This window comes from Mannheimia granulomatis (genome assembly GCF_013377255.1).
GTDB classification, from domain to species: domain Bacteria; phylum Pseudomonadota; class Gammaproteobacteria; order Enterobacterales; family Pasteurellaceae; genus Mannheimia; species Mannheimia granulomatis.
The window spans coordinates 861,005-885,646 of sequence record NZ_CP016614.1 but is presented as its reverse complement, the minus strand read 5'-3'; the positions used below and the strand labels follow the sequence as shown (position 1 = coordinate 885,646).

The following is a 24,642-nucleotide window of genomic DNA, read 5'->3' as shown; positions in this document are numbered from 1 at the left end:
GTATTAGGCTCTCTCGACCCGTCCGCAGAAAACCACAGATCTGTGGTTTTAGGGATTTAGCAAATTTTAGGCATAAAAAAACCGCTATGCTGTCGGGTGCGGATAGCCGCTAGAAGAATTGTTGTGCGGTTATCTTAGCCGATGGTAGCGGTTTTTGTCAATTAGATTTTATTCATTGAACTGTTAAGTTTAAGAATTTTATAAATTACAGGCTCATCTTCGATATATTCCACTAAAACATCAACTAAAAAGATTTTATGGTAAGGATATTCTTCATTGATAATCATCGTGTCTTTTAGTGATTTATCTTCAAAGCGTACTCTTACCGGCTTGGATGATATGGCAGGAATGATCGCTCTGTCGTGGGCTTTGCTTTGTGCGTCTGCGGTGGATGACCAATAGAGTGTGGTGTTTCGTAAGGTATTTTCTTCTCTCTCTTTGAGGAGTTTCAATTCTCTGTTCATATTGTTTTGAGCTAGTCCAGCCATTGCATTATCGGCGTGTAAATGGATATGGACATCGCCTTGATTATTCGATACTTGCAGATTGAATTGTGCTTTTGGATCGATAGCTATTGGCTCTAAAATGTTACTGGCATTTTTTAGCATTGCCGGTGTGAGTCGTTCGGGCTTTTCGCCTTTATTCATTGCCCAGTCTAAAATCATTTTGAGATGTCCTCCAAATTCGAGAATGGCATTACCTTGTTCAATCAATGGGTAGGTACTTGAAACCAGTGCGGCGAGTTCAACAAGAAAACAACCTTGTGTGATTTTTTCGACATAAATATGCTGTTCGCACGGCTCAATTTCAATTTTGTTATCTTGGATAAATTGGCGGTATTCGGCAGCAATTCCTTCCATACTTTGGCAAAAGGTGGAGAGTTGTAGCGGTTCACTATTATCAATTTCGATGAGTAATTTCATATTTTTGTCTATTGTGTACTGTGTTTCCGCAACCATATTTCACCTCAAATTTAAGATACAAAAAAAGCCGTTGGTGGACGGCTTGGAATTGAGGGCATATTAGCCTGAATTTGGGGCGGTTGTCAAATCATTGCCGTAATAATTTTTGTTGCAACAGTTTTGATTACATCAAAGCTCAAATCTAGGCTTTTACTTTGGACAGTGGATTTTACTTTATTCCATACGCTGTCATTGCGGATTTTGTCTAAAAATTCGTGTCCTTGCCAAGTCAAGCTAGTTGCAGAAAAATCTTCCTCTTCCAAAGAAGAAATATCTATTGCCTCAATCAGCCCAGCATTATTTAGTAATTTGTAATGATAGGCAACCGTTTTTGCATCATAGCCCTTAATATCAGTAGATTCTAGCCAACTGGTGCTGTCTGCTTTTTCTTCCAGTTTGAGTAGTATTTTACGGATTAAATCCCAGTTGCGTTTCATATTACTCTCCAAATTTTATATATAAAAAAAGCCACTAATAAATTGTGGCTTACTGACTTTCTGTTGAAAGTGGGGATATATTACGCTGAATTTGGCGGTGGTGTCAAATAAAAAAGCCTCAACAATATGAGGCTTATTCTTCGTTAATATGTCTATTGGCGTAATTGGTAAGAGAACTAGATAGAATTGCAGTAACAACGAAAGTTCGAATCTGCTCTAGCTGAGTTTGGTTTAGAAAATGCAAACATTCAGGAGAAAGCATATGGTATAAATAAAAAACACCACTCAACAAAACAGCTACAACAACTCCCCATAATCCAATTAATGCCACAATATTAACGTGGTTTTTAAATGTTTGATCTCGAGAATGTTCGTTCTTTTTTGCTGAACGTTTTAATTCTTCTTCAAACTCATTGTCTGGTTCATTATTTGTTATTGGTGTAGTGTTACGAATAACCTCGGATTCAAATGGCTCCATTTATCATCTCCGTATCAGAGATTACTGTTCCTAATGTATTCATTGCCCAAGCACCTTTTGCATTATGTGTCATATCAGATAACTGCCAACCTCCATATTCCCCATACGTAGCAATGATACGATCAAGAAATTGATTATCAGCCATAGATAATTGAGGTGGCACTGGTGTTCCAAAAGCATTCTTAGCAGGACTTTCAATGATACGCCCACCATTTGCTGAAAACTCATAATATACAGATTGAATAACTGGTCCATGTCGCCAACGGACAAACTCATCATTTATGAGCCGGCAATTATAAAGCCGTAAATACCAAGATTGTGCAAAAAACATTAGTTTCTGCAATTTCATTGGTGTTAAAGCGGGAATACTCCCCTCTTGTGCTTTCTGAATAAAAGCATTTGCGACCTGCATTGCTGAATAAGCCATACAAACCTCCTTAAATAAACAGTTTAAGGTAGAAAAATAGCCCGGGTAATGAAATATTTACACAGGCTGTCAAAGATCAATTTACAATTTATTATATTGTGCCACAAAGTTAAATATCAAGAAATACTGTATATTTAAAAAGTCAAGAAAAAGTGATTAATTTTTCGTAGTTCTTTTACCTGTTAAAGCCTCCAACACCGCCACCGCCTGTTCCTTCTCCTCAAATTCCAAATCCAGTCGCCAAACAGAGCTTTTATTAAGATGTGATTCTGGGTAAATACTATTGGTTAAGGGCTTAGGTAATGATTTTGCGTTTATTGGAATGTAAAGCTCACCGCCTAAGGTTGCATATCCGGCAATATCTTGCCAGTTATCTTGGTGATTGGCTCCGTTATTTAGGATTCTTGCCAGTTTAAGTAACACCATTTCTACCACGGTTTGCTTTTGCCAAGTGAGCTTTTCTGCGTGTTGGTCGCTAACTTTGCGTAAACCGCCATAAATCTTCGCAAAGGAGTCATAACTACCGTGTTGTTGTTCACGTTCATCTAAAATATCTTGGGTTGTTTTCATTATATGTTTTCCTCACTTTTAATCCTACCAAACTCTATAGTAATTAAATCAACTAACTGATTTTCTTAATTGCCAATGCTGTTTCTTGGTGAAATATTGGTTTTTTAACTTTAGTCGCATTTAATAGAGATAAATAATCTAATACTGGTAAAGACTTTTTAAATTTTTTAATTAACTTAATAGCTTCCATTTCTTCATTTCCAAGCGTGTAACGACAAACTTGAAAACTAGCCACCATTTTTTCAAAAAGAGTATCTTGATCGTATATGCCAAAAAAGTAACCTTTTTTATCAAAACGCAAAACAACATTATTGGGTTTATACAATAAGAAAATTCCAACTCTCATATCTAGGAAATCGGAATACACCAGATCAAGTTGCTCTTGTTTTTTCATTGTTTTTGAACAAAATAACTTTTCTCTCATTCTCTTTCCTTATCTCAAAACGGAATATCATCATCAAAATCTCGTGATTCTGATTCTGTCATTACGTGGTTATATGGATTAGTTGGCGGTGAGTTGCCAGCTGGTTCGGTTGCCCAATTATTATTGCTGTTTCCGTTGTTTGGGTTTCCGAGCATTTGTAACTGGTCGGCGATGATTTCGGTTGTCCAGCGGTCTGTGCCGTTTTGGGCTTGCCATTTACGAGTGCATAGTTTGCCCTCAACATAAACTTGAGAGCCTTTTTTCAAGTATTTGCCGATAATGTCCGCTAAATTCCGAAAGGCGATAATGCTATGCCACTCTGTGGCTTGTTTTTTCTCGCCTGAGGTTTTATCCGTCCATTCGGTCGAGGTTGCTACACTGATTTTGGCGACTGGGTCGCCGTTTGGCATTGCTCGTAATTCCGGGTCGTTACCTAAGCGGCCGACAATAATCACTTTGTTAATTCCTGCCATTGTTATTACTCCTTATAAAGTGAAATTGGTTTGTCTCTGCCAACGTTGAACCGCTCAATTTTGCGGTTAATCAACATAATTGCGTTTTTACGGCTATATTGTGGGTAGGTTGAATGTTGTAGTTTGCCGTCATAGTAAAACTTGGCGACAAATTGTTTGCCGATCTCCACAATTTCCACGCCGGCATCAATTTTTTTAGCCATTTTTACCTCCGCAATATTGATCGCCATTACTCTCAACTTACCAAACACCTTGATTGCGTTCGCATTTGTAACGTTGCATTTGTAGGTGGTCGTCATAATCCATTCGCCCGACAATGCCTAAGATCGCAATCATAAAAATGATGGGTAACGATTTTTTTATTATGCTCATAGCTGTTTACCTTATGATGATTTCTATTCGTGGTAACTCGTGCTATATTTTGGCTCTACCCAAATAGGAGTTTGTATGAATAGAAGATTAACTTACGCACAAGCAGTACAAGCGGCAGCTGCATTGCTTGCGAATGGAAAAGAGAATGTAAAACGATTGGAAAATGGCGATCACGCTGACATTGTGAATGAACTATTTGAGTTGGCGGATCGCATTTTCATTTTTGCCGAAGGTTCATCAGATGATGAAACAACCGGTTTTTAAAATTCATCGTTGAAAATTTGTTGGCGGAGTAATGCTTGTTTCTTCCGCTCTAACAATTTGCTTTCAGCCTCGATAAATGGGGTAAGGAATGGCTTCAAGATTTCGTGAATTGAAACTTTGCTTGCCCCTTGTTGGGGCTTGAATGTAAAGTTTTCAGTTTGTACACATTGGTCATCAATTCTGATGGTTAATAGCACTTCAATTTTGTGTTCTTGAGTAGCTTTCGTATTAGACATTTGGTTTTCCTCTGAAGATAGCAGTGAAAAAAGTCCACGTTTTACAGTGGGCAAATGGAGCGACTTGCGTCTAGTTATAGGTATTCCGAAACACACTTGGTGAAATATGCTTTGGAATAAATGCGTGTCTGCCCACGCCGTCGCCCGCCCGGCTTGTGCCATTCCGTCGGGTGCTGCTTGTATCCGTAGCTCTCATAACTTGAGAAGCGAATTAATGTGATTGCTTAGGACTAATACCAGTGCTTCGCTTTCAGCTCTCCACACCTCGCGAGTGTGTTGCCTAAACTGCCATCCCCTCTATTAGACGTTTCGTTGAGTTAAACTCTTGCGATCTAACCAACCTTGCTGAGTTATTAAATTTTATTTAATAGCTGCTCGAGATTGTTAATATCATCCGCACAAGCACCGATTTTTTAAAGAGCATTGAGCCGTAGCTCGTTTTGATGGGTTTATGATATCTATTTGATATCTATAAATCAATATCTATTTGATATTTGTTTTGTAGTCAAAATAATATTTTTGTGATATCTTATTGATTTTAAAAGAGAATAAAATTTTGAAAGGTTGTTTAATTGCTTAATAAATAAACAATGCGAATTGTAAGCGGTCATTTTTGGTGGGAGTTTTACAAAATTGAGGTGTATTACTAATGTATGTGAATTATAGTTAACATTTTTAAATAAAAGTATTATAATAAGACTACTGGAGGGGATATGATTCAGATTAAATCAACAACGGTTTTTAAAGAGTGGCTTGATGATTTAAAAGATTTACGGGCAAGGGCAAAAATTCAAACTCGCATTAAGCGTTTGCAGCTGGGTAACTTTGGCGATGTAAAAGCAGTTGGAGAGGGTATTTCTGAATTGCGTATTACTGAGGGTAAAGGTTATCGGGTTTATCTAAAAAATCAGAATGGCGTTATTGTGATTTTATTGTGTGGTGGTGATAAATCGACACAAGAAAATGATATTAAAAAGGCGAAAGCATTAGCAAAAGAATTAGGAGTTTAATATGGCGGAACTACAAGATTTTGATATGGCGGAACATTTAAGAAGCGAAGAGGAAATTCAGCTTTACTTGAATGAAGTGTTAAAAGAAGATGATGTGGACTTAATTCTTTCTGCATTGGGGGATATTGCCAAAGCACGAAATATGAGCCAGTTAGCTAGAGAAGTGGGAGTAAGTCGAGAAGGGTTATATAAAGCCTTTTCCGGCAAAGGTAATCCAACATTTTCTACCGTGCTAAAAGTGATGAAGGCACTTAATCTTACTTTTGAAGTAAAGCAAGCTGCACACGCATAATTAAGCCCTCTTCAGAGGGTTTTATTTTTGCAAAAAAATTGCAAATTTTGACCGCTTGTTATGATGTTAATAAATTCAGTTTCGGCGAGGTTAAAAAAACCGCCACGAGGGCGGTATAAGATAATTAGGTTAAAGGAAGTGATTCATTATCCAGAATACGAATAGTTACTAGATCTGACATTTCTCCCTTTTCCTTTTTAATAGATAGCTTTCCGACAAGTTGTAATAATTTACCTTCATTAGTTGCTTGATTTGCAAGCTTATACTCATCAGGGTTTAAGTTGATATAAATGTTACGGGATTTCCCATAAATTTCCATTTTAACTGTAATTTTTCCCCCCTCTTCAATATTTCCACTTAAGCTATGACGCTCAATCACTTTACCGATTACTTCATATTTTTCAAAAAAATATTCATCTCTAGCAAGTTTCTTAGCAATATACCTTATCTTCTCAACTTGTCCATTTTGCAAACTAAATATCTGATTTGAAACATTATTTTCTATTGAATGTAGTGTTATTTCCAAATCACGATGTTGATGTTTCCCTGAGAAACTTACCAAAGTATTACATAAATTTGTGCTAATTCCTTTTTGGATAAAATCTCCAGCACTTTTTGGTGCATCAGGTTGTTCAGCTAAATAGCTGGATAAAGCAGATAGACCAGAAGAAATGTTTTGACTCACAATCTCGGAAAAACTAGTTTGGGAGAAATCATCTTCTATTGATAACTGTTCTATTGGGTAGAATATATTGATAATGTAACTTCCGTGGGCTGTTTGTCCTAACTTTACATTATTGATAAAGTCGGTAACATATTCAGGTTTGTAGGAAGTTAATACTGCACTTTTTTTCCACGCCGATTTTGAAAAATCCTCAATAAAACGCTTTGTTGATTTGAATAATTCTATACCATCTTGAAAAGATATTTGCCCATTTTCAACATCATCGGCAATAATACGGAAACTGATTCTCCCAAGTTTTGCTGGGACTTTAGTATCTAAAATAGCTTGTAATACCAGTTCAGTTGATGAGTTAAGGTAGCTTGCCAACTTAGATAAGGCAATATTAGTAAACTCTACATCATCTTCTGCAATATTATTTGGATTAGGTAATCGAATAGAGATTTGGTTCTTAGGCGATCCCCAAATAGACACGATATCATTGTCTTTTAATAAACGCCAATGTTGTGACTCTAGGTATTGTGTGAACTTTGGAACAAGCGTTTGAATATCGCTTTTTTCTAAGAGGCTATTCATAAACTTTTCCTTCTTCTGAATACTGTAATAACTTGGTTAATGTTTCTATTGTTAATATTTGTGAAAGTGGGATTTTTATTGTAACATTTTTTTGTTGTTTCTTGCTCAGTGGTTCTAATTTACTCAGATTCACCCAATAGCAACATCCAGTAATAAAAATGCCATTTTGGTATTCTTGTATCCATTGTTCTTTAATAGGCGGAAGAACCATAACAACTAAATATCTTGGTATTTTTCGGTTGCCTATTAGATCACGATAATTGTTACTTGGCAATGAAAATCTAAGGATAGTCTTCTTTTTATCGTACTTAGGTACAATAGTTGTCTTAAGCTGTAACTGAATTTCGCTATCAATAGCTATATTGAGCTCATTATCAATTCGGTTAGAGCAAATGCTAAAATCAATACTCCCTCTATCTGGTGTTGTTCCCTCTTTAGTCATAAAATGGCACGCAGATGCAATGGCTTTTAAGTAAGCCTTTTGATACTGTTCAGCATAATCAAAATCAACATTTTGATTTGCCATATATCCTCCATTATTATCTACAGATATTTTTACATTTTACTTTTCGTAGCTTAATAAGCTTGGAAATTTTGCTTTTAATTTCTACCCAATAAAATTCAACTGTTGGCTTTGGTGGACTTTTACTCTAGCGTGAATAAATAGCTGATCTTGATTTTCTTCTTTGATACTCCACTTTTCATAGAGTTTGTTATCTGAAATAACTAATAATTGATCACCTGTATTTTGTAATCTTTTAACATATAAATGTCCTTTATATGTAAATACATAAACACCATCGCCGGTAAACTCATTTACGCTAATATCAACGAAAAGCATATCTCCTGAGGAAAAGGTCGGATACATAGAATCACCACTTAAATTGATAATTCTGATGTATCGAGGAGCCATATTCCGAAAGAGGGAATAAAATTGCTCAGGCACATAACGCATTTGATTGACTACTTCAACTAATTCACTGCTTGAGCCGAAGCCTGCACTAGCACTGACATCTAATACATCAATGATGACAAAATCATTTAAATCTTGCTCCTGTACTTCTTGCTCTTCATTGCCTCTCATTGCATTAATGACGAGGGATTGATCGGAATGTATTTGATCCAACCATCCTCTAGGCTTATTCATACCATCTTCCAGTTTAGCAGCAATTTTGTCGCCAATTCCTTTAGGCTTACCATTCTGAATGGCATTTTTGTTTTTTATTTGTCTTAAATAATTAGCCGTGACGCCAGTCTTTTCTTCTAGTCTTGGCACGCTTCCAGCCTCTTCAATCAAGAGCAATAAATTAGCATATCTGTTTTCTTTTACTGTACTCATACCAACCTCCACAGTTTCTATTATTTTAATATCAAATTGATATCAAATCACACAATATTTAGATATTGCTTAGATTTTGTTTTTAAGATATCATTTAGATATTCTTTAGATTTCAAAGGTAAGATATGCAATTACAAGAATATTTAGAATCCTCAGAGCGAGGAGAAATGGCTCGCCTATCGAAAGCAATCAAAGTTGCTCAGCCCATAGTGTCATTTTGGGTAAATGGAAAACGCCAAGTACCGGCAGAGCGTTGCCCAGAAATTGAAAAATTTACAGAAGGGAAAGTAACCTGTGAAGAATTACGCCCCGATGTAAATTGGGCTGTTTTAAGAAATTCAAGCAAATAAAAAACCACCGCTGGAACGGTGGAAATAATGGCTTAAGTTTTCTTGAAAAACTTATCTAGAACAACAGGAAGTAGGATCAAACTCCAGAAGAAGAAAGACAATTTAAGGGCGAAATAAGCCCAAATTGATTCAGTCAGCAAGAATCGAAAGCCAAACTCAATGAGTTCTTCTTTGCTAAACGAGCCAAAAGTAGTTAATACCGTAATACACATAATGGCAGGGAGATAAGCAGGATTATCAAAATCTTGCTTAATGTATCGGTGAATAAGGATTAATAGCAATGGTATTCCATTTACAAATACACCAGCGAGCCAGAATGGTATTTCGCTTAAATAGAATAGTCTTGGTAGTGCAAGGAAAACAAAAAAGCACAGACCGAAAAACAATTCTCTCAAGTTCAAAGAGGACATAAAAACGATGAATAAGTTGAAAAAAGGATTACACATTATGGCACAGGTTTGGCGGAAAAATAAGGAACTCTGTCTGGTTTGTCTTTGTGCTGTCGTGTTGTATTTGAACAGTATTATTTATTGATGAGAAATAAAAAACCCACGCTGTCACGTGGGCTAATTACAACCTAAGGAGGTTTGCTTTGAAATCCCAATCATTATTACCGATAACCGCTCAAAATGCAAGCGGTTCAGAAATTAAAATTAGTAGCATTGAAATCTCCCAACTTTGTGAGAAAGAGCATAGAAATGTGATGGCGGATATTCGTCAGATGTTAGATGTGCTTAAAATTCAATCTGCTGATTTTTTAGCAGATTACAAAGACAGTAAAGGACGCACATATCCGTGCTTTCTCTTGCCTAAACGTGAAACGTTAATTTTAGTCTCTGGCTATCGCATTGACCTACGCGCCAAAATTATTGACCGCTTAGATGAGTTAGAGAACCAGCAACGTCCAAAGCTCCCTCAATCCCTCCCCGAAGCCTTGCGTTTGGCGGCTGAACAAGCCGAAAAAGCGGAGTTACTTGCTTTAGAGAATAAAGCCCAAAGTGAGGAAATCACTGCTTTAAAAGGTTATTTTCAGAAAGGCTTGACCCCACCGCAGTTTGTGAAAAGTCTGAATGGCGTGAATTGTCAGCAGATAAACGAGTTTTTACGCTCGAAAGGGTGGCTCTATAAAGATAACTCGAAGTCTTGGCGGGTGTTTGGGCATATTCGGGATAAGTATTTGACTGAGCAATCTCGTCGAATTGAAGTCGATCCTATTGAGCGTGTGGAGATGACAACCTACAAGCCGGTGCTGTTGGAAAAAGGTGCAGTGCGGATTTTTGAATTTTATATGAAAGGCGAATTGCCAATGCGTGCCGATTGGGACGGGAAGTATTATCACAGTAGTAAGGTGGCGGTATGAGTAAATTTATTCCTAATTCATTTCAAATCCCGAATGCGTTCGTTGATGACTTGTTAGGGGAATTATCAGGTAATGCCGTGAAGTGCTATCTGTTGATTGCTCGTAAGACTACTGGCTGGCAAAAAGAGAGTGATTTTATTTCTGTATCTCAGTTTATGGAGGTCTGCCACATTAAAGACCGTAAAACTGTGTACAAAGTTTTAGCAGAGTTAGAAGAAGTTGGATTAATTCTCTCACAAAAAAATAACGGTACTACCACGGAATTTTTCCTTGTGCGTGAATTGCCTGAGCGTGGGAATACAGTAGAAACCAGTACCAAAAACCCCTACCAGTGCCAAAAAACCACACCAGTGGAAAAAAATGGTACTGCACCAGTGCCAAAAAACCACACTACCACCAGTACCAAAAATTGGCACACTACAAAAGACAATAATATAAATACAAAAAATAATACCCCCCTTAATCCCCCCGAGGGGGAGCCTGCCCCGGCTGAAGTTGTGTTGAATTATCTCAATTCGGCTTTGGTAACGTTGGCAACACAACTTGACGAGCGTAAGCCTGTGGGGTATTCGCTTAAGCCGTGGGCGAAAAACATCGCTGCACGCATTCGTGAAAGTTCGGTGGCGGACTGCTGTCAGGTAGTGGACTACCTTGTCGCTAAATGGGGGCGAGACGGCAAAATGCGTGAATACCTCTGCCCGAAAACGATTTTCCGACAATCCAATTTTGCAGATTATTTGCCAAAATCGACCGCTTGGGCGAGCAACGGCAAACCGGTTTGTGTAAATGGCAAGTGGATTGCACCGGCAGAGCTTGAAAAACGCTTGATTATGCCAACGGTGGATGAAGTGCGAACCTTATTCCAAAAATCACTCAGTGGCAATCCGTTTAAGGCATTGGACTTTACCGACAAACGCAATTTAGTGATGTACCACGCCACCATCAACACCAAAAACAAGCGACCACTTGAGCGTGATTTGCCGATGATTATTAGCCAAGAAATTAAAAATGCGGTTGAGCATATTGACCAGCTTAGAGTGCCAACATTTTAGTAAGGATTAGCCAAATGGCAGAAGGATTATTACTCACCCCCTATTTTCAGACTGAGGTCGGCATTGTGTTTTACCGTGTGCCGAAAGATGTTTCTCCTGCCGCGTTCGGTGAGCGGACATTATTGCAACCGGCACCGACCGATTTGGCGACGGCTAAATCGGGTAAGGTTGCAAATTTTTCGGGTAATTTGACCGCTTGTAAAGAGTTGGTGGCATTTGCGAAATCGGAAAATGTGAGAAAAAAACTCAACGAGCTAGATAAATACAGCAAAGAACCTCCTTATTTGCGTTTTGTTAAGTCAATCCAAACTTGCCAATGCCGAGATGGTAAATACTGCCACCCGGAAAGAGTAATGGCAAATACCGAAAATGGTGCAGTACTGCTTTGTTGGCATCACGACAAAATGAGAATGGACGGTGAAATCCCAACTGAAAAATTAGAAGAATTGGCGGATGAAAACTGGGAAAAATTTATCGCCCAACAAATACGCCTCACGTTGCGAAAAAACCAATCCACCGCGATTGAATTTGCTGATTTAGTGCTATTTGCCGGTATTAAAGAGTTACTTGATGAATTAGACAGTAACGCATTACAGCAGCTTCTGGGTTATCCGCCACTGAATAATAGCGGTGTAAGTAAAGAAAGCAATATCGGTTTTGATGATGTCCCCAATGCTCGAGTCAATCTAAAACAATGGGCTAAGGCATTAAAGCTGAGAGTCGAACCTGAACCGTTAGCCTCATTTATGGCAATTCCGAAGCTACAACGCTTCGAGTGGCGGAAGTGGTTACAGTTTGTTAAGTCGCAACCCTGTATGTGCTGTGGTAAACAAGCAGATGATCCACATCATATTATCGGTTATGGCGGCAAAATGGGAAGTAAGCAACACGATTTATTTGTAATACCATTCTGCCGAATCCACCACGATGAGTTACATCGCAATGTTGGTAAGTTTGAACAGGATTACGGCTCGCAATTAGAGTTATTGATTAAGTTTTTAGACAGAGCGTTAGGTTTGGGGGCATTAGAAATAGATGGTTGAATTAATACTGCCCTATCCGCCAAGCGTAAATAACTATTGGCAACGTGTCGGCAGAAACAAAATGGCGGTTAGCCCTCGTGGTAAAAGTTATCAATGGGCGACTTTCCTAGCTGTCCAAAATAAACCGAAATTTGGCGGACAAGTTGAAATAGAGTGCGATGTTTACTTCCCCGATAACCGAGATCGGGATTTGGATAACTTAGGCAAATGTATTTTAGATTCGTTGGTATATAGCAAAATCATTGTTGATGACTCCCGAAAATATGTGAAAAAGCTCACATTTGAGGACAAAGGTAATCAAAAAGACGGTGCGGTAATTGTAAGGATTAAGGAGCGATTAGATGTTAATTGATATTAAAGGTATTTTACGTTTTTGGGGTTATTCAGCCAACGGCAGACTCGGCACCGAATTTCCATGCGTGGCGGCAGGTATGGCACAAGCTGTACCAACAAGCAATCACAGGATATTACGTTTGACCGATGATTCGATTTTTGAAATTGACCGCTGTGTTAAACAACTCAAACAGCAAGAACCTCAACAATATGAGGTGCTAATTGGTCGATATGCGGCAAGGGTGTCTGATAGCCAAATCGAACAAGTTTTGGGAATTAGCCATACAACATTCAAACGAGAGCTAGCCCAAGCGGAAATGTATGTTTTAGGTGTAGTGGTTGGGTTAAAATTAGCATTGGTGGTTTAACAGGAGAAATAGTATGAAACGTAACTGGGATTTAATCCGCAAAATTCTTATTAAGTTAGAAGAAAAAGCTGACAGTACCAGTTGGCTACAATCTGATGAAATCAAAGGGTTTGATGCACGTACAGTGGCTTATCACTATGCCTTATTAACTGAAGCAGGATTAATTAAAAGTATTGATATATCAGGTATGGAAGAAGAGGACTATGCTGCACTTTCTCTGACTTGGCAGGGACATGAATTTTTAGATAAGATTCGCAATGACAGTGTGTGGAATAAAATTAAATCAACTTTACAGCATAAAAGCCTTGATTTGAGTTTTGAAACGATTAAAACGATAGCCTCAACCATTATTACAGGAATGTTGAGTTAGATTTTAGATTGAAGTACGCATAAACAATGTGATCTACATCACAGTATAATTTACAAAAATACGATAAAGTATAGGCTCTTTTTACCTATGGGAGATTTTAAAAATGAGTCAAAATATATTCAAAGAAAAAGTACTATCTCATATCCAGCATGTTATTAAGGTTGGTTCACATTGCACAACTGAAGAAACAACTAAACAAGCGTTAATTCTACCTTTATTAGATATTTTAGGCTTTAATCCATATGATCCAACTAAAGTACGAGCTGAGTATGGAGCTGACTTTCCAGGTGTTAAGAATGGTGAAAGAGTCGATTATGCTTTATTTTGCCATAATGTGCCGGTTATGTTTATTGAAGCAAAATCATATAATGAAAATTTAACAAATCATTCTCCACAGCTATCTAGATATTTTAATGCGACACCTGAGGTTACTGTCGCAGCAGTTACTAATGGACGAGAATGGCGTTTCTTTACTGATTTAAAAGATAAAAATATTATGGATGAATCTCCATTTTTACGTATTAATTTTGAAAACGTAGATGACTCTAAAATTAATCAATTAAGTCAATTTTGTCATGACCGTTTCCAGCCTGAGGCATTACGAACTTTAGCCGAAGAAAGCGTGTACCTATCTGCCTTTACTAAAACAATTAGTGAGAGTTTAAAAGATGTTGATCACGAATTTGTAAGGTATGTTGCAGGTCGTTCAAATGTAGGTAGACAATTAAATCAACGTTTTATAGAAGCAATAACACCTATTGTTAAACAGGCTGTAGAAAAAGCGGTTAGCGCTATGGTTGTTTCGGGATTATCTCGTAAAATACAAGAGCCTGAACCACAAGAAAGTGTGAATGTAGATATTGACGAAAAAGCTCCAATTGTTGATGAAACAAATAGCAAAATTATCACTACATATACGGAACGATTGCTGTTTGATTATGTTGTATTAATTCTTGGCGAGAATGCGGAATTAGTCGCAAAAGATACTGAAAGTTATTTTAGTGTTTTATATCAAGGGAAATCAAATAGATGGGTTCTAAGATATTTTGATAATAAACAGCAACCTTGTATCAATGTGCCATTAGAACTACTTGATATCCATCAAGCAGAAATCCAACGAGCTGGTTTGGAAGTCAATGGTAACAACATTATAATTAACAGACCTGAAAATATTCTAAGAATCAGTGGCTTAATTCGAGATTGTTTAGAATATTGCCAAAATGATGAAAATTTCTCAAGAAAGAAATAATCATAACGCCCCTTGACACCCAAGGGGCTTTTTTATTATGATGTTTTCAAGGTCTCAAAAGCCTTTTACATTCAGCGGTTAATTCACCCCGTCAGCGTGATTTTTTTGTACCTGCGATTTACAAGCGGTCAAAAAACAACAATTTTTTACAATGGTCGGCAGTGCGAAGAATACAATACCCACAAGGGGAATAATTCCGCCTGACTGAATGCAGGTTTTGAGCTGCCGACCGCCCTAACTCAAAATTAGGGATTTCTCTCAAAAGGAACATTCAGAATGACAACTCAAACTTCTACTCAATCTCAACTTTCTACATTCAACTTTGAAAATTCAGCAATCCGTGTAATCGCAATCAATGGCGAGTCTTGGTTTATCGCAAAAGACGTATGTGATGCTATCGGCATTGATAATAATCGTAAAGCGTTACTAGCATTAGACGATGACGAAAAGGGTGTAACTTTAAGTAACACCCTTGGCGGACAGCAGGAAATGAACATCATCAGCGAAAGCGGAATGTATACCTTAATCCTACGCTGCCGTGAAGCTGTGAAAAAAGGCTCAGTACCACACCGTTTCAGAAAATGGGTAACTTCAGAAGTTTTACCCCAAATTCGCAAAACCGGGCAATACAGCACACAAACACAATTAACCTTGCCTGATGACCAACTACCACTCTCATTGCGTAAGAAAAAATACGCAAAAGAGCTCACGGAAGAGCAATGGCTAAGATTCGCGTCAATGTGGTTCGCACTTTACAACAATTTAGAATTGTTGAGAAAAATTCATAAACCGCTTGAAATGCTTGGTTCACGCCACGGCATAGAAGCCTATACCCACGTAACAGAATACCAGACCACTCTTGGAGCGATGAAAAGGCTTCTTGAACCACTCTTAGAAGAATTTGATGTCGATCCGAAAGAAGAGGCTCACTACCATTTAGCCCTGCAAACCTTACGAACCTATAAACCTAAAAGGCTTAGGTGGAATAGTCCGAATTTAATTCGCAAAAAATTAATGAAATCTGACCGCTTGTGAAACATCAAGTGGCGGATTTCTACACACAAAATTTGGTTGAGGTGCATTATGCTGAAATATGTATTGATATTTTTTCTCTGTGTTGGCGGCTACGTATTAGATTTAGATAACGACTGCGATGGGCATTATTGTGGCGGACGTGTTCAAATGATTAAAAAAGATTGACAAGGTCGCCCTAAAAGTATAGCATTTATGTAATCCTTGCGATTATTGCAAGTGCATTACGCAACACTATTGTTATAGCCCTGATTGGTTTACCAATCGGGGCTTTTTTATTATCACGGTTTCATTGGAGGTTTAAAAAATGAACGAGTGCAAAAATATTCCCACATATTCAAAGCCTTTAGATAAAGGTGAAAGTATCCTTTATAAATCATTCTTTCCAAATTTAAATCTGGCTACCACTAAGGAAACCAGTATTGCTACCCAATGCTATAACTGTGTAGCTTGGACTTTAGGTGTTACTGATGATTGGCTATGGCCTTTATATCATCCATATCTTACAGATAAAGATACAACCTTAGCGGACTTTGATAGATTTTATCAAGAGGCCGGGTTTACAAGAGTATCTCATATAAATGAGGCTCATATTATTGCTTGGGGAAATACATTACCAAATGGCAAGTTATATATGACGCATGCTTGTATTGCTTATCCTCAATCAAAACAATGGGAATCGAAATTAGGTGCTTATATTCGCATAGCTCATGATTTAGACGGCTTAAAAGGCGAATCTTATGGACAACCTGTAGCATATTATAAAAAATCAGCCGGTGAAGCAGTACAGCAAAACCGCCCGAAACTACAAAGACAACAGCCTACCATTACTCATTCAGACCTGATAAAACTTAGTAAAGCACTGTCTTTATTATCTAAGAATGTAATTCATGATTTTGATACATTGTATGAGAATTGGATTCAGTTTTGGCAGGATTCAGCAGATAAAAACTCACTGCTTAGCTCTAATCCTGTTTCACGGAAACAATCAACCACATACAAAGAGCTTATTCAGTTTGGGCAAACAAATAACATTTTGCCATTGCTTATTCTTAGACTTTATGTCGGTGATTATTGGGCTTTATTAGCTTATGATGAGCTTCAATCAACAGAAAGCCTTAAAGTCTTCCATGGTACAGAATGCCATGTTTTGGAAGGACAACATGGTAGAACACGCCGAACAGTCAAGAAATACATAGATTCATTGACATAAAGCAGTTCAGAGATAAGGCCCTTAAATAGGGGCTTTTTTATTGCCCCAAATTAAGAGGGGGTGGAGTATGTAAATGCCAGATAAAGATCCGAGTGTATGGCTAATTATTGGAGCCTACATTCAGCAAAACTACAATGCTATCACAGGATTTGTGATGGCATTTTTTATGTCCATGCTGCGAGCTTGGTTTCTTCAACAAAAAAGCACCTACCGACAGCGTCTGCTTGATGGCGCAATTTGCGGAGCGTTAACTCTATCCTGTATGTCGTTATTAACGCATTTTGGAGTAGGTGAGAGTTTGTCCACGTTTACCGGTGGTATGATTGGTTTCGTTGGTGCGGAGAAGATTCGTGAATTTTTGTTTGCCCTTATCCGTAAGAAGATTGAAGTTAATGACATCAATATTGGAAAGCGTGGAGATGAGTAAATGCGATTAGTTAGTTTAGTGGTAGATATGGCTAAGAAGGTAACGAATATGACTATATCAAAATCTTTAACTGTAACAGGTTTAACTTATACTCAAACAAAAGCGTTACTTTTGGCATTAGCTAAACGTGAGAGTAACAGCAATTACCAAGTCGAAAATAAATTTGGCTATTTAGGTGCGTATCAATTTGGTGCAGCTGCATTGGTTGATGTTGGGCTAGTAAACGCTGAACATTATAAAAAAGCAGTATCTTTGAACAGTGGGATATCTAATGGTTCAAATGCTAAAAATCATAAGTGGTTTTTAGCACAAAATGAGTTTTGGGATTTAAAGGGCGGTAAATCTGCGTTTCTTAATTCTCCCCAGGTACAAGATGAGGCTATTATCAAACTAATGAATCGCAATGCACGCACAATGACAGCTAAAGGTGTTTATGTTGGTAATGCTGAGCATAAAGCAGGGTTGCTTATGGCTGCACACTTAAAAGGTGCAGGTAACGCAATTAAGTTCGCTCAAACAGGTGTAGCAACTAAAGATGGGTTTGGTACATCAATTAGAGATTATTATAACCTTGGAGCAAAAAGCGTTCGAGGTGTCTAATTAGTTGGTGCGGTTACTGGGAGCAAGTGATACAGATGGCGAAAGCATATACATAAAAGCCCGAAACCGCACCACTATTTGTTATGGTGATTGATATGAGCATTGGCAACAGTTTAAATAAATTTTTCTTGCTGTGTGCGATAGGTATTGTAGTTATTGTTTTTGGATTATGTAGTTGGATTTTCTATCAGTCGCAAACAATTGATGAGTTGAATGCAGAAGTTAAAGCAAAGGATTCATTGATTGCAGAACAGCAAGTTGTAAACCAAGAGTTGATAACTCAACTGGAAGCGGAAAAGCAAGCGGTTGAATATCAGCAAAAGATTACCAACGAACTAAAAGCACAGATGGAAACGGAGCGTGAGAATGTTAAAACAATTCTTATCAAAGAGCCGTGTGGCGGTGTTGCTATGCCTAATGCTGTTATCGACAGTATTAAGCGGCTGCACACAAAAGGTGGTAACAAAAACTAATTATGTTTATCCGCCAGCTGCGTATTTGGTGCAGTGCGAGCGGTCAGTATTTAACGGGAAGACCTACGCCGATTCTATTGATTATTTAATGGTCGTCATTAAAGAGCGTGATGTATGTGCTAATCAAATCAATAGTATCAGAGAATGGCAATCACAGGTAAAAGCTGGGTTTAAATAGTGATTAGTTTGAATTTCTCGTTAGTTTAACTGTAGAAGGGAGCATAATAGCTCCCTTTTGTATTTTATAAGCTACATAACTTGCGTATGGTTTCGGGGTTGGTTGGATAAAATCCCGAGAAAATACGCAAGCTATGTAATCTATATGTAACAAATAGGTGAATATGCCAGCAAGAATACCCAAAGCCTGTCGAAAGCAAGGCTGTAAGAACGTGACAATCGATTCAAGCGGTTATTGCGATACGCATAAGGCTTGCGGTTGGCAACGACATCAGAAAGGTAAAACATCATCACAACGTGGTTATGGTTCGCAATGGCGAAAGATCAGATTGATTGCATTAGAGCGTGATAAGTATCTATGCCAAGCGTGCCTAAAGCGTGGTTTATATGTTACCGCCTCAACGGTGGACCATATCACACCAAAGGCACACGGTGGCAATGATGATTTGCTGAATTTACAAAGTTTGTGTTATTCATGCCACAAAGTAAAAACAGCAAAAGAGCGATTAGCATAGAAATAACTATGGGGAGGGGGTGGAAAAATCGCTAGAGTGAAACGCTTTGGAAACCGCCCCCTGAACTCAATTTTTACAACCGCGAAATTAAAAATTTAGGGTAAACGCCAAATGACAGGAAAATCCACAACGCCGGGGCGAGGAAGAAAACCCACCCCGACGAAAGTGAAAGAACGTCGAGGCAACCCCGGGAAACGAAAACTAAATCAAAACGAGCCTGAATTCAGTCCGTTTAATGAACACAGCCCACCACCTGCCCAACTTAATGAAGACGGACAGCGAATGTGGGCTTTTCTTTTGAAAGAATTATTACCTCAGGGTGTTCTGTTTCAAACAGATCTTGAGGTCGTTGCTAACTATTGCATCGCTTATCAAAACCGAAATTCAGCCTGTAAAGATATAGACAAATACGGCACATTTGTTGAAAACAGCAACGGTGGACTATCCAAAAATCCTGCATTTACCGTACTGAATGAGGCGTTAAAACAGATGACAACATTTGGATCATTGCTAGGACTTGACCCAAGCAGCCGCCAACGGCTAACCGGCAAAGCAGACGAGCAAAACATCAACCCATTTGCGGAGTTATTACAATGACGGACAATATCAAAAAAGCGACAAAATACGCCAAAGATGTTGTCGCAGGTAAAATCCCCGCTTGTCGATTTATCGTGAAAACATGCCAACAATTTTTAGATGATTTAGAGCAACAACAAGCGGTTAAATTCCCTTACTTTTTTGATGAAGTGAAAGCGGAAAAAGCCTGTAAGTTCATTCAATACCTGCCACATACTAAAGGGGAATGGGCGTTAAAACGACAAAATATTACATTAGAGCCGTGGCAACTGTTCATCATTGCCAATGCTTTCGGCTGGCTACGCAAATCTAACAACCTTCGTCGCTATCGTGAAATTTATGTCGAAGTGCCGCGTAAAAATGGTAAATCGGCAATTTCTGCCGGTGTAGGCTTGTATATGTTCTGTATGGACAATGAATTTGGTGCTGAAGTCTATTCAGGTGCAACCACCGAAAAGCAAGCGTGGGAAGTATTCCGCCCTGCTCGCTTAATGTGTAAGAAAACCGATCTGCTCTGCTCTACTTTTGGCATTGAAGTAAATGCATCAAATCTTAACCGTCCAAGTGATGGTTCCCGATTTGAACCGCTGATCGGCTCACCGGGTGATGGTGCATCACCAAGTTGTGCCATCGTGGACGAATACCACGAACACAAAAATGATGAACTTTACACCACAATGCTCACCGGTATGGGAGCAAGAAAACAGCCGCTGATGTTTATTATCACTACCGCTGGCTACAACATCGAAGGACCGTGCTACGACAAACGCCGAGAAGTAATTGAAAAACTCAACGGAGCAATCCCAAATGACGAACTATTCGGCATTATCTACACCATTGATGAAGATGATGATTGGACAGACGAAAGTGTACTTCGCAAAGCTAATCCTAACTTTGACGTATCGGTTTACGGTGATTATTTAATTAGCCAACAAAACAAAGCGATCAACAACGCACGGCTTACCAACACTTTTAAAACTAAACATTTGAACGTGTGGGTATCGGCGAAAGAGAGCTTTTTCAATATGGTAAGCTGGGAAAACTGCAAAGATGATACGCTCACCCTTGACGATTTCCAAGGTGATGACGTTTATCTCGGGCTTGATATGGCTCGCAAGTTAGATATGAACTCACTAGTTAAAGTGTTCTTTCGCATTATTGACGGCAAGCGGCACTATTATTGTATTGCCCCTGAATTTTTTGTGCCAGAAGACACAGTTTACAACACCGATACTGCCTTAAAGCGTGTGGTGGATAAATACCAAAAATGGGTAAATAGCGGACATCTCACCGCAACGGACGGTGCGGAAGTAGATTATCGAGAAATCGAAGAAGTCATCAAAGAAACCAACCACCAACACCGAGTGTCGTGTGTTGCGATTGACCCACACGGAGTGATTGCAATCAGCCACAACTTGGCGGACGAAGGCTTAAACCCGATAACTATTACCCAAAACTACACTAACCTCTCCGACCCGATGAAAGAACTGGAAGCAGCCATTGAAAGCGGACGTTTCCATCACGACGGCAACCCGATTATGACGTGGTGTATTGGGAACGTTGTCGGTAAAACTGTGCCGGGTAATGATGATGTGGTTCGCCCGATTAAAGAAATCCCCGAAAACAAAATCGACGGAGCTGTCGCCCTAATGATGGCAATCGGTCGCATTATGCTGAACGTGGATGATAACTTTTTCCCTAATGAGGTATTAGAATTATGAAAACGCTCCTAACAGATATTATCGGTATTGGCGGATTTTCAATGCTTTGTTATGGCGTGTACCTCCAATATGGACAGGCTCTTGCTTGTATGGTCGGTGGAACACTCCTACTGCTCTATGCCCTTATTAGTGCAGGAGGTAAGCGGTGATTTTTGACAAACTTTTTACCACTCGCTCACTAGAAAACCCAGCTGTTCCATTAAGTGCAGAAAATGCTTATGAAGAATTATTTGGCTCACAGCCAACAAAAACCGTTAGCCCCGATCTCGCAATGAAATTGTTGGCGGTTTATGCTTGTGTCTATGTGCTATCTAGTTCCATTGCACAACTACCTCTACACGTTAAGCGTAAAAGTGGCAGCAAGGTAGAAACGGAGCGAGAACACCCCACATATTATTTGCTCCACGACAGCCCTAATTTTTGGCAAACCTCATATAAATTGCGTGAATATGCCCAAAGTGCGGTGCTACTGTATGGCAATGCATACATTCACATCGTACGGAATAAAAATGGGACAGTGCAGTCTCTCGAATCGTTTGAGCCATGGAAAGTTCAGCTACTGAAAAATGGAGGTCGCCACGTTTACGGCTATTACGATGATAACAAAACATTGAGCATTTCGCCCGATGATATGATTCACATTAAATCACTTGGGCCGTCAATCAAAACAGGCAAATCCGTCATTCAAACGCACGCCGAAACTATTGGCTTAGGCTTAGATGCACGCAAATTTGCTAGTAGTTTTTTTGGCGGTAATGCACGCCCCGCAGGGATTTTATCGGTAAAAACACCTATCAATAGCAGTTCTTGGACGAATTTCAAAGCGATGTGGCAAGAGGCACAAAATAAGCTGCGAAGTGAAGAAAATAAAACTATTTTTCTTCCTGCTGAACTTGATTATAAAGCCTTAACAGTTTCCCCTGTTGATACCGAACTACTCTCAATGATGAAACTCAACCGCTCAGAAATTGCCGGTATTTTCAATGTACCGGCTCACATGATAAATGATTTAGAAAAGGCGACTTTCTCTAATATTTCCGAGCAAACTATTCAGTTTATCCGCTATAGCATAATGCCGTGGGTTGTAAATTGGGAGCAAGAACTTAATCGTAAAATATTTACTGATGCAGAACGTAAAGCAGGCTACTTCGTCAAATTTAATCTCGCCGGTATTATGCGAGGCACGGCAGCTGAACGAGCGACTTTCTACCACAATGCTATCACCGATGGCTGGATGTCACGCAACGAAGCACGCCAACTGGAAGATATGAACCCGGTTGAGGGATTAGATGAAATGCTTGTCAGCGTGAATGCCGCCCAACAATCTCAACAAAACAAACAACAGGAGGACAGCAATGAGTGATATTGAAAAACGCTCCTACGCTGGCGAAGTACGAGCCGAAAACCGAGAAAACGAGCCAACGCACATTATCGGCTACGGCTCAGTATTCAACTCAAAATCAGAAGTAATGTGGGGTTTCCGTGAAATCATTATGCCAGGGGCCTTTGATGATGTTCTAGAAGACGATGTCCGGGGTTTATTCAATCACGATCCAAACTTCATTCTTGGTCGAAGCAAAGCTGGCACACTAAGCCTTTCTGTCGATGAAACAGGCTTAAAATATGACATCATCGCCCCCGACACCCCTACCATTCGTGATTTAGTTATCGCACCGCTAAAACGAGGCGACATTACTCAATCGTCCTTTGCGTTCAAGATCGCACGCAATGGTGATGATTGGTACGAAAATGAAGATGGCGTGATTATCCGTGAAATCCACAAAATTTCACGCTTATATGATGTCAGCCCTGTAACTTACCCAGCTTACCAAGAAGCCAGCTCAACCGCACGTTCTCTTGAAGCTTGGAAAGAAGCAAGAGACACAGGAGCTATCGCAAAAGCCGTTTCACAAAAAGCTGCACGAGAACGCTTTTTAAGCCTAATCAGTGCTTAAACTTAATACTATTTTTATCAATACGAGCCACATTCTTGTGGCTTTTTTCATTTAAGAGGAAATAAAAATGGCTAAATTACACGAGCTACAAGAAAAACGCCGCAATATTGCGGTTCAAATGCGTCAATTAAATGATGAAATTGGCGATAACACTTGGACGGACGAACAACGCACCAAGTGGGACTCAATGAAACACGAACTGGGTGGCGTAGAGGCACAAATTGAGCGTGAAGAATCACTACGTTCTACCGATGCACTCTTTGTGGAAGAAAAACGTGAAGAGCAAGCGAAAGATCCGGTATTAGATACGGAAGCAAAACGCTCACAAGCATTTGATTCATTCCTACGCCGTGGCTTGGGTGAGTTAACCCAAGAAGAAAAACAGGTAATGGCTGAACTTCGAGCTCAAGCTGCCGGCACAGATAACAAGGGCGGCTATACAGTGCCAAAAGAAATGCAAGCTCGTATTGTGGAAAAAATGAAAGCCTATGGCGGTATTGCAAGCGTAGCTCAAATTCTTAATACGGCAGATGGTCATCCGATTATGTGGGCAACCGCAGACGGCACAGCAGAAGAAGGTGAATTAATCGGGGAAAACGCAGCTGCAACCGAGCAAGATGTAGAAGTTGGTTCTGCTGAATTGGGTGCTAAAAAACTTTCTTCAAAAATTATCCGTGTATCGAATGAATTACTACAAGATTCCGGTGTGGATATTGAAGAATTTTTAGCAAGCCGTATCGCTCAGCGTATCGGTCGTGCAGAAGCAAAATATCTAATCCAAGGCACAGGTTTAGGCACACCTGCACAACCGAAAGGCTTACAAGCTGCGGTTACTGGTATTACACAAGCTGCGGCGGCTACTGCTGTAGCGTGGACAGATTTAAATGCTTTAATTCACTCGGTTGATCCGGCATACCGAAACGTAGGCACGACTCGCCTTGCGTTTAACGACAATACCTTGAAAGCATTAAAAGAAATGGTGGACGGTCAAAAACGCCCATTATGGTTGCCTGATATTGCAGGTGTTGCACCGGCAACTATTTTAGGTCAGCAATATGTTATCGACCAAGGCATCGCAGACATTGCTGCCGGTGCGAAATTTGCTTACTTCGGTGATTTCAGTCGTTTTATTATCCGCCGAGTGTCGGGTATGACATTACGCCGTTTAGTGGAACGCTACGCAGAGTTTGATCAGGTCGGTTTCTTGGCATTCCACCGTTTCGACTGTGTGCTTGAAGATACCGCTGCAATCAAATCATTAGCCGGTAAAGGCTAATCACTCTACG

At 39.3% G+C, this 24,642-nt stretch carries 38 protein-coding genes; 24 read left to right on the top strand and 14 right to left on the bottom strand.

What is annotated here, in order from left to right:
* Positions 1–161: 161 nt before the first annotated feature.
* The 9 genes from A6B41_RS04195 to A6B41_RS11255 form a co-directional block, all read right to left on the bottom strand.
* Entirely contained in the window at positions 162–923 is a 762-nt protein-coding gene (locus A6B41_RS04195) for a hypothetical protein (RefSeq protein ID WP_237052498.1), read from the bottom strand.
* A gap of 122 nt (positions 924–1,045) precedes the next feature.
* Positions 1,046–1,399 carry a DUF2513 domain-containing protein gene (locus A6B41_RS04190; protein WP_027074875.1) on the bottom strand — a complete coding sequence of 118 codons (354 nt, stop codon included), beginning with the start codon at positions 1,397–1,399 and terminating at the stop codon, positions 1,046–1,048.
* A 133-nt stretch (positions 1,400–1,532) separates the two neighbouring features.
* Positions 1,533–1,877 (bottom strand): hypothetical protein, encoded by a 345-nt coding sequence (locus A6B41_RS04185; protein WP_027074876.1) that lies wholly within the window; start codon positions 1,875–1,877, stop codon positions 1,533–1,535.
* Positions 1,864–2,304: a Panacea domain-containing protein gene (locus A6B41_RS04180; protein WP_027074877.1), complete on the bottom strand. Its 441-nt coding sequence runs from the start codon at positions 2,302–2,304 to the stop codon at positions 1,864–1,866. Before A6B41_RS04180 ends, A6B41_RS04185 begins: the two co-directional genes overlap by 14 nt.
* A gap of 156 nt (positions 2,305–2,460) precedes the next feature.
* The gene (locus A6B41_RS04175) at positions 2,461–2,874 is read right to left on the bottom strand and encodes a DUF6378 domain-containing protein (protein ID WP_027074878.1); all 414 of its coding nucleotides are present in this window, start codon (positions 2,872–2,874) and stop codon (positions 2,461–2,463) included.
* Positions 2,875–2,926: 52 nt separating this feature from the next.
* Positions 2,927–3,298: a hypothetical protein gene (locus A6B41_RS04170; RefSeq protein ID WP_027074879.1), complete on the bottom strand. Its 372-nt coding sequence runs from the start codon at positions 3,296–3,298 to the stop codon at positions 2,927–2,929.
* A 14-nt stretch (positions 3,299–3,312) separates the two neighbouring features.
* Positions 3,313–3,771 carry a single-stranded DNA-binding protein gene (gene ssb, locus A6B41_RS04165; protein ID WP_027074880.1) on the bottom strand — a complete coding sequence of 153 codons (459 nt, stop codon included), beginning with the start codon at positions 3,769–3,771 and terminating at the stop codon, positions 3,313–3,315.
* Positions 3,772–3,776: 5 nt separating this feature from the next.
* Complete coding sequence (locus A6B41_RS04160) at positions 3,777–3,974, bottom strand: hypothetical protein (RefSeq protein WP_027074881.1); 198 nt, start codon at positions 3,972–3,974, stop codon at positions 3,777–3,779.
* Between the two features lie 37 nt (positions 3,975–4,011).
* Entirely contained in the window at positions 4,012–4,143 is a 132-nt protein-coding gene (locus A6B41_RS11255) for a hypothetical protein (protein WP_257792932.1), read from the bottom strand.
* Between the two features lie 75 nt (positions 4,144–4,218).
* Between A6B41_RS11255 and A6B41_RS04155 the strand changes: the two genes are divergently transcribed.
* Positions 4,219–4,407, top strand: a complete 189-nt coding sequence (locus A6B41_RS04155) for a hypothetical protein (protein WP_027074882.1) — start codon at positions 4,219–4,221, stop codon at positions 4,405–4,407.
* On the opposite strand, the gene A6B41_RS04150 is transcribed toward A6B41_RS04155, so the two are convergent.
* Entirely contained in the window at positions 4,404–4,643 is a 240-nt protein-coding gene (locus A6B41_RS04150) for a hypothetical protein (protein ID WP_027074883.1), read from the bottom strand. The two genes, A6B41_RS04155 and A6B41_RS04150, sit on opposite strands and share 4 nt — an antisense overlap.
* A gap of 713 nt (positions 4,644–5,356) precedes the next feature.
* Here A6B41_RS04150 and A6B41_RS04145 point away from each other — a divergent pair.
* Together A6B41_RS04145 and A6B41_RS04140 are read left to right on the top strand one after the other, a co-directional pair.
* Positions 5,357–5,653, top strand: coding sequence for a type II toxin-antitoxin system RelE/ParE family toxin (locus tag A6B41_RS04145; RefSeq protein WP_027074884.1), 297 nt, complete (start codon positions 5,357–5,359; stop codon positions 5,651–5,653).
* A gap of 1 nt (position 5,654) precedes the next feature.
* On the top strand, positions 5,655–5,945 hold the full coding sequence (locus A6B41_RS04140) for an addiction module antidote protein (protein WP_027074885.1): 291 nt from the start codon (positions 5,655–5,657) through the stop codon (positions 5,943–5,945).
* A 124-nt stretch (positions 5,946–6,069) separates the two neighbouring features.
* Here the strand turns inward: A6B41_RS04140 and A6B41_RS04135 are convergent, their stop codons facing one another.
* The 3 genes from A6B41_RS04135 to A6B41_RS04125 all read right to left on the bottom strand — a co-directional run bounded on the left by A6B41_RS04135 (position 6,070) and on the right by A6B41_RS04125 (position 8,542).
* The gene (locus A6B41_RS04135) at positions 6,070–7,203 is read right to left on the bottom strand and encodes a hypothetical protein (RefSeq protein ID WP_027074886.1); all 1,134 of its coding nucleotides are present in this window, start codon (positions 7,201–7,203) and stop codon (positions 6,070–6,072) included.
* Complete coding sequence (locus tag A6B41_RS04130; RefSeq protein WP_050436798.1) at positions 7,196–7,729, bottom strand: DUF4365 domain-containing protein; 534 nt, start codon at positions 7,727–7,729, stop codon at positions 7,196–7,198. Before A6B41_RS04130 ends, A6B41_RS04135 begins: the two co-directional genes overlap by 8 nt.
* A gap of 81 nt (positions 7,730–7,810) precedes the next feature.
* A complete protein-coding gene (locus tag A6B41_RS04125) occupies positions 7,811–8,542 on the bottom strand; it encodes a S24 family peptidase (protein WP_050436799.1) in 732 nt (243 codons plus the stop codon).
* Positions 8,543–8,667: 125 nt separating this feature from the next.
* Here A6B41_RS04125 and A6B41_RS04120 point away from each other — a divergent pair, with 125 nt between their 5' ends.
* Positions 8,668–8,892: a transcriptional regulator gene (locus A6B41_RS04120; protein WP_027074888.1), complete on the top strand. Its 225-nt coding sequence runs from the start codon at positions 8,668–8,670 to the stop codon at positions 8,890–8,892.
* A 32-nt stretch (positions 8,893–8,924) separates the two neighbouring features.
* Here A6B41_RS04120 and A6B41_RS11125 read toward each other — a convergent pair whose 3' ends face one another.
* Positions 8,925–9,173 carry a hypothetical protein gene (locus A6B41_RS11125; RefSeq protein ID WP_237052496.1) on the bottom strand — a complete coding sequence of 83 codons (249 nt, stop codon included), beginning with the start codon at positions 9,171–9,173 and terminating at the stop codon, positions 8,925–8,927.
* Between the two features lie 311 nt (positions 9,174–9,484).
* On the opposite strand from A6B41_RS11125, the gene A6B41_RS04110 reads away from it, so the two are divergent.
* The 20 genes from A6B41_RS04110 to A6B41_RS04015 all read left to right on the top strand — a co-directional run bounded on the left by A6B41_RS04110 (position 9,485) and on the right by A6B41_RS04015 (position 24,632).
* Entirely contained in the window at positions 9,485–10,252 is a 768-nt protein-coding gene (locus A6B41_RS04110; RefSeq protein ID WP_027074890.1) for a Rha family transcriptional regulator, read from the top strand.
* Positions 10,249–11,304, top strand: a complete 1,056-nt coding sequence (locus A6B41_RS04105; RefSeq protein WP_084493765.1) for a conserved phage C-terminal domain-containing protein — start codon at positions 10,249–10,251, stop codon at positions 11,302–11,304. The genes A6B41_RS04110 and A6B41_RS04105 overlap by 4 nt, the downstream gene beginning before the upstream one ends.
* A gap of 14 nt (positions 11,305–11,318) precedes the next feature.
* A complete protein-coding gene (locus A6B41_RS04100; RefSeq protein WP_027074891.1) occupies positions 11,319–12,347 on the top strand; it encodes a DUF968 domain-containing protein in 1,029 nt (342 codons plus the stop codon).
* Entirely contained in the window at positions 12,340–12,699 is a 360-nt protein-coding gene (locus A6B41_RS04095; protein ID WP_027074892.1) for a RusA family crossover junction endodeoxyribonuclease, read from the top strand. The genes A6B41_RS04100 and A6B41_RS04095 overlap by 8 nt, the downstream gene beginning before the upstream one ends.
* Positions 12,689–13,048: an antiterminator Q family protein gene (locus A6B41_RS04090; RefSeq protein WP_027074893.1), complete on the top strand. Its 360-nt coding sequence runs from the start codon at positions 12,689–12,691 to the stop codon at positions 13,046–13,048. Before A6B41_RS04095 ends, A6B41_RS04090 begins: the two co-directional genes overlap by 11 nt.
* Before the next feature lie 13 nt (positions 13,049–13,061).
* A complete protein-coding gene (locus tag A6B41_RS04085) occupies positions 13,062–13,418 on the top strand; it encodes a DUF2513 domain-containing protein (protein ID WP_027074894.1) in 357 nt (118 codons plus the stop codon).
* 103 nt (positions 13,419–13,521) lie between these two features.
* Positions 13,522–14,667, top strand: a complete 1,146-nt coding sequence (locus A6B41_RS04080; protein WP_027074895.1) for a type I restriction endonuclease — start codon at positions 13,522–13,524, stop codon at positions 14,665–14,667.
* Between the two features lie 276 nt (positions 14,668–14,943).
* Positions 14,944–15,702, top strand: a complete 759-nt coding sequence (locus tag A6B41_RS11120; protein WP_084493767.1) for a BRO family protein — start codon at positions 14,944–14,946, stop codon at positions 15,700–15,702.
* A gap of 304 nt (positions 15,703–16,006) precedes the next feature.
* Positions 16,007–16,912 (top strand): DUF7689 domain-containing protein, encoded by a 906-nt coding sequence (locus A6B41_RS04065; RefSeq protein ID WP_050436800.1) that lies wholly within the window; start codon positions 16,007–16,009, stop codon positions 16,910–16,912.
* Positions 16,913–16,985: 73 nt separating this feature from the next.
* Positions 16,986–17,339 carry a phage holin, lambda family gene (locus A6B41_RS04060; protein ID WP_027074896.1) on the top strand — a complete coding sequence of 118 codons (354 nt, stop codon included), beginning with the start codon at positions 16,986–16,988 and terminating at the stop codon, positions 17,337–17,339.
* Positions 17,340–17,939, top strand: coding sequence for a hypothetical protein (locus A6B41_RS04055; RefSeq protein ID WP_050436801.1), 600 nt, complete (start codon positions 17,340–17,342; stop codon positions 17,937–17,939).
* A 95-nt stretch (positions 17,940–18,034) separates the two neighbouring features.
* Positions 18,035–18,412, top strand: a complete 378-nt coding sequence (locus tag A6B41_RS04050) for a DUF2570 family protein (RefSeq protein WP_050436802.1) — start codon at positions 18,035–18,037, stop codon at positions 18,410–18,412.
* On the top strand, positions 18,306–18,590 hold the full coding sequence (gene lysC / locus A6B41_RS11295; RefSeq protein ID WP_418887735.1) for an Rz1-like lysis system protein LysC: 285 nt from the start codon (positions 18,306–18,308) through the stop codon (positions 18,588–18,590). Before A6B41_RS04050 ends, lysC begins: the two co-directional genes overlap by 107 nt.
* A 211-nt stretch (positions 18,591–18,801) precedes the next feature.
* Positions 18,802–19,104, top strand: a complete 303-nt coding sequence (locus A6B41_RS04045; protein ID WP_237052495.1) for an HNH endonuclease — start codon at positions 18,802–18,804, stop codon at positions 19,102–19,104.
* Positions 19,105–19,215: 111 nt separating this feature from the next.
* Positions 19,216–19,701: a phage terminase small subunit P27 family gene (locus A6B41_RS04040; protein WP_027074900.1), complete on the top strand. Its 486-nt coding sequence runs from the start codon at positions 19,216–19,218 to the stop codon at positions 19,699–19,701.
* Positions 19,698–21,401 (top strand): terminase large subunit, encoded by a 1,704-nt coding sequence (locus A6B41_RS04035; RefSeq protein ID WP_027074901.1) that lies wholly within the window; start codon positions 19,698–19,700, stop codon positions 21,399–21,401. Before A6B41_RS04040 ends, A6B41_RS04035 begins: the two co-directional genes overlap by 4 nt.
* Complete coding sequence (locus A6B41_RS04030; protein WP_027074902.1) at positions 21,398–21,550, top strand: hypothetical protein; 153 nt, start codon at positions 21,398–21,400, stop codon at positions 21,548–21,550. Before A6B41_RS04035 ends, A6B41_RS04030 begins: the two co-directional genes overlap by 4 nt.
* Positions 21,547–22,764: a phage portal protein gene (locus A6B41_RS04025; RefSeq protein WP_027074903.1), complete on the top strand. Its 1,218-nt coding sequence runs from the start codon at positions 21,547–21,549 to the stop codon at positions 22,762–22,764. The genes A6B41_RS04030 and A6B41_RS04025 overlap by 4 nt, the downstream gene beginning before the upstream one ends.
* Positions 22,757–23,356, top strand: a complete 600-nt coding sequence (locus A6B41_RS04020) for an HK97 family phage prohead protease (RefSeq protein WP_027074904.1) — start codon at positions 22,757–22,759, stop codon at positions 23,354–23,356. Before A6B41_RS04025 ends, A6B41_RS04020 begins: the two co-directional genes overlap by 8 nt.
* Before the next feature lie 67 nt (positions 23,357–23,423).
* Positions 23,424–24,632 (top strand): phage major capsid protein, encoded by a 1,209-nt coding sequence (locus tag A6B41_RS04015; RefSeq protein WP_027074905.1) that lies wholly within the window; start codon positions 23,424–23,426, stop codon positions 24,630–24,632.
* Positions 24,633–24,642: the final 10 nt, after the last annotated feature.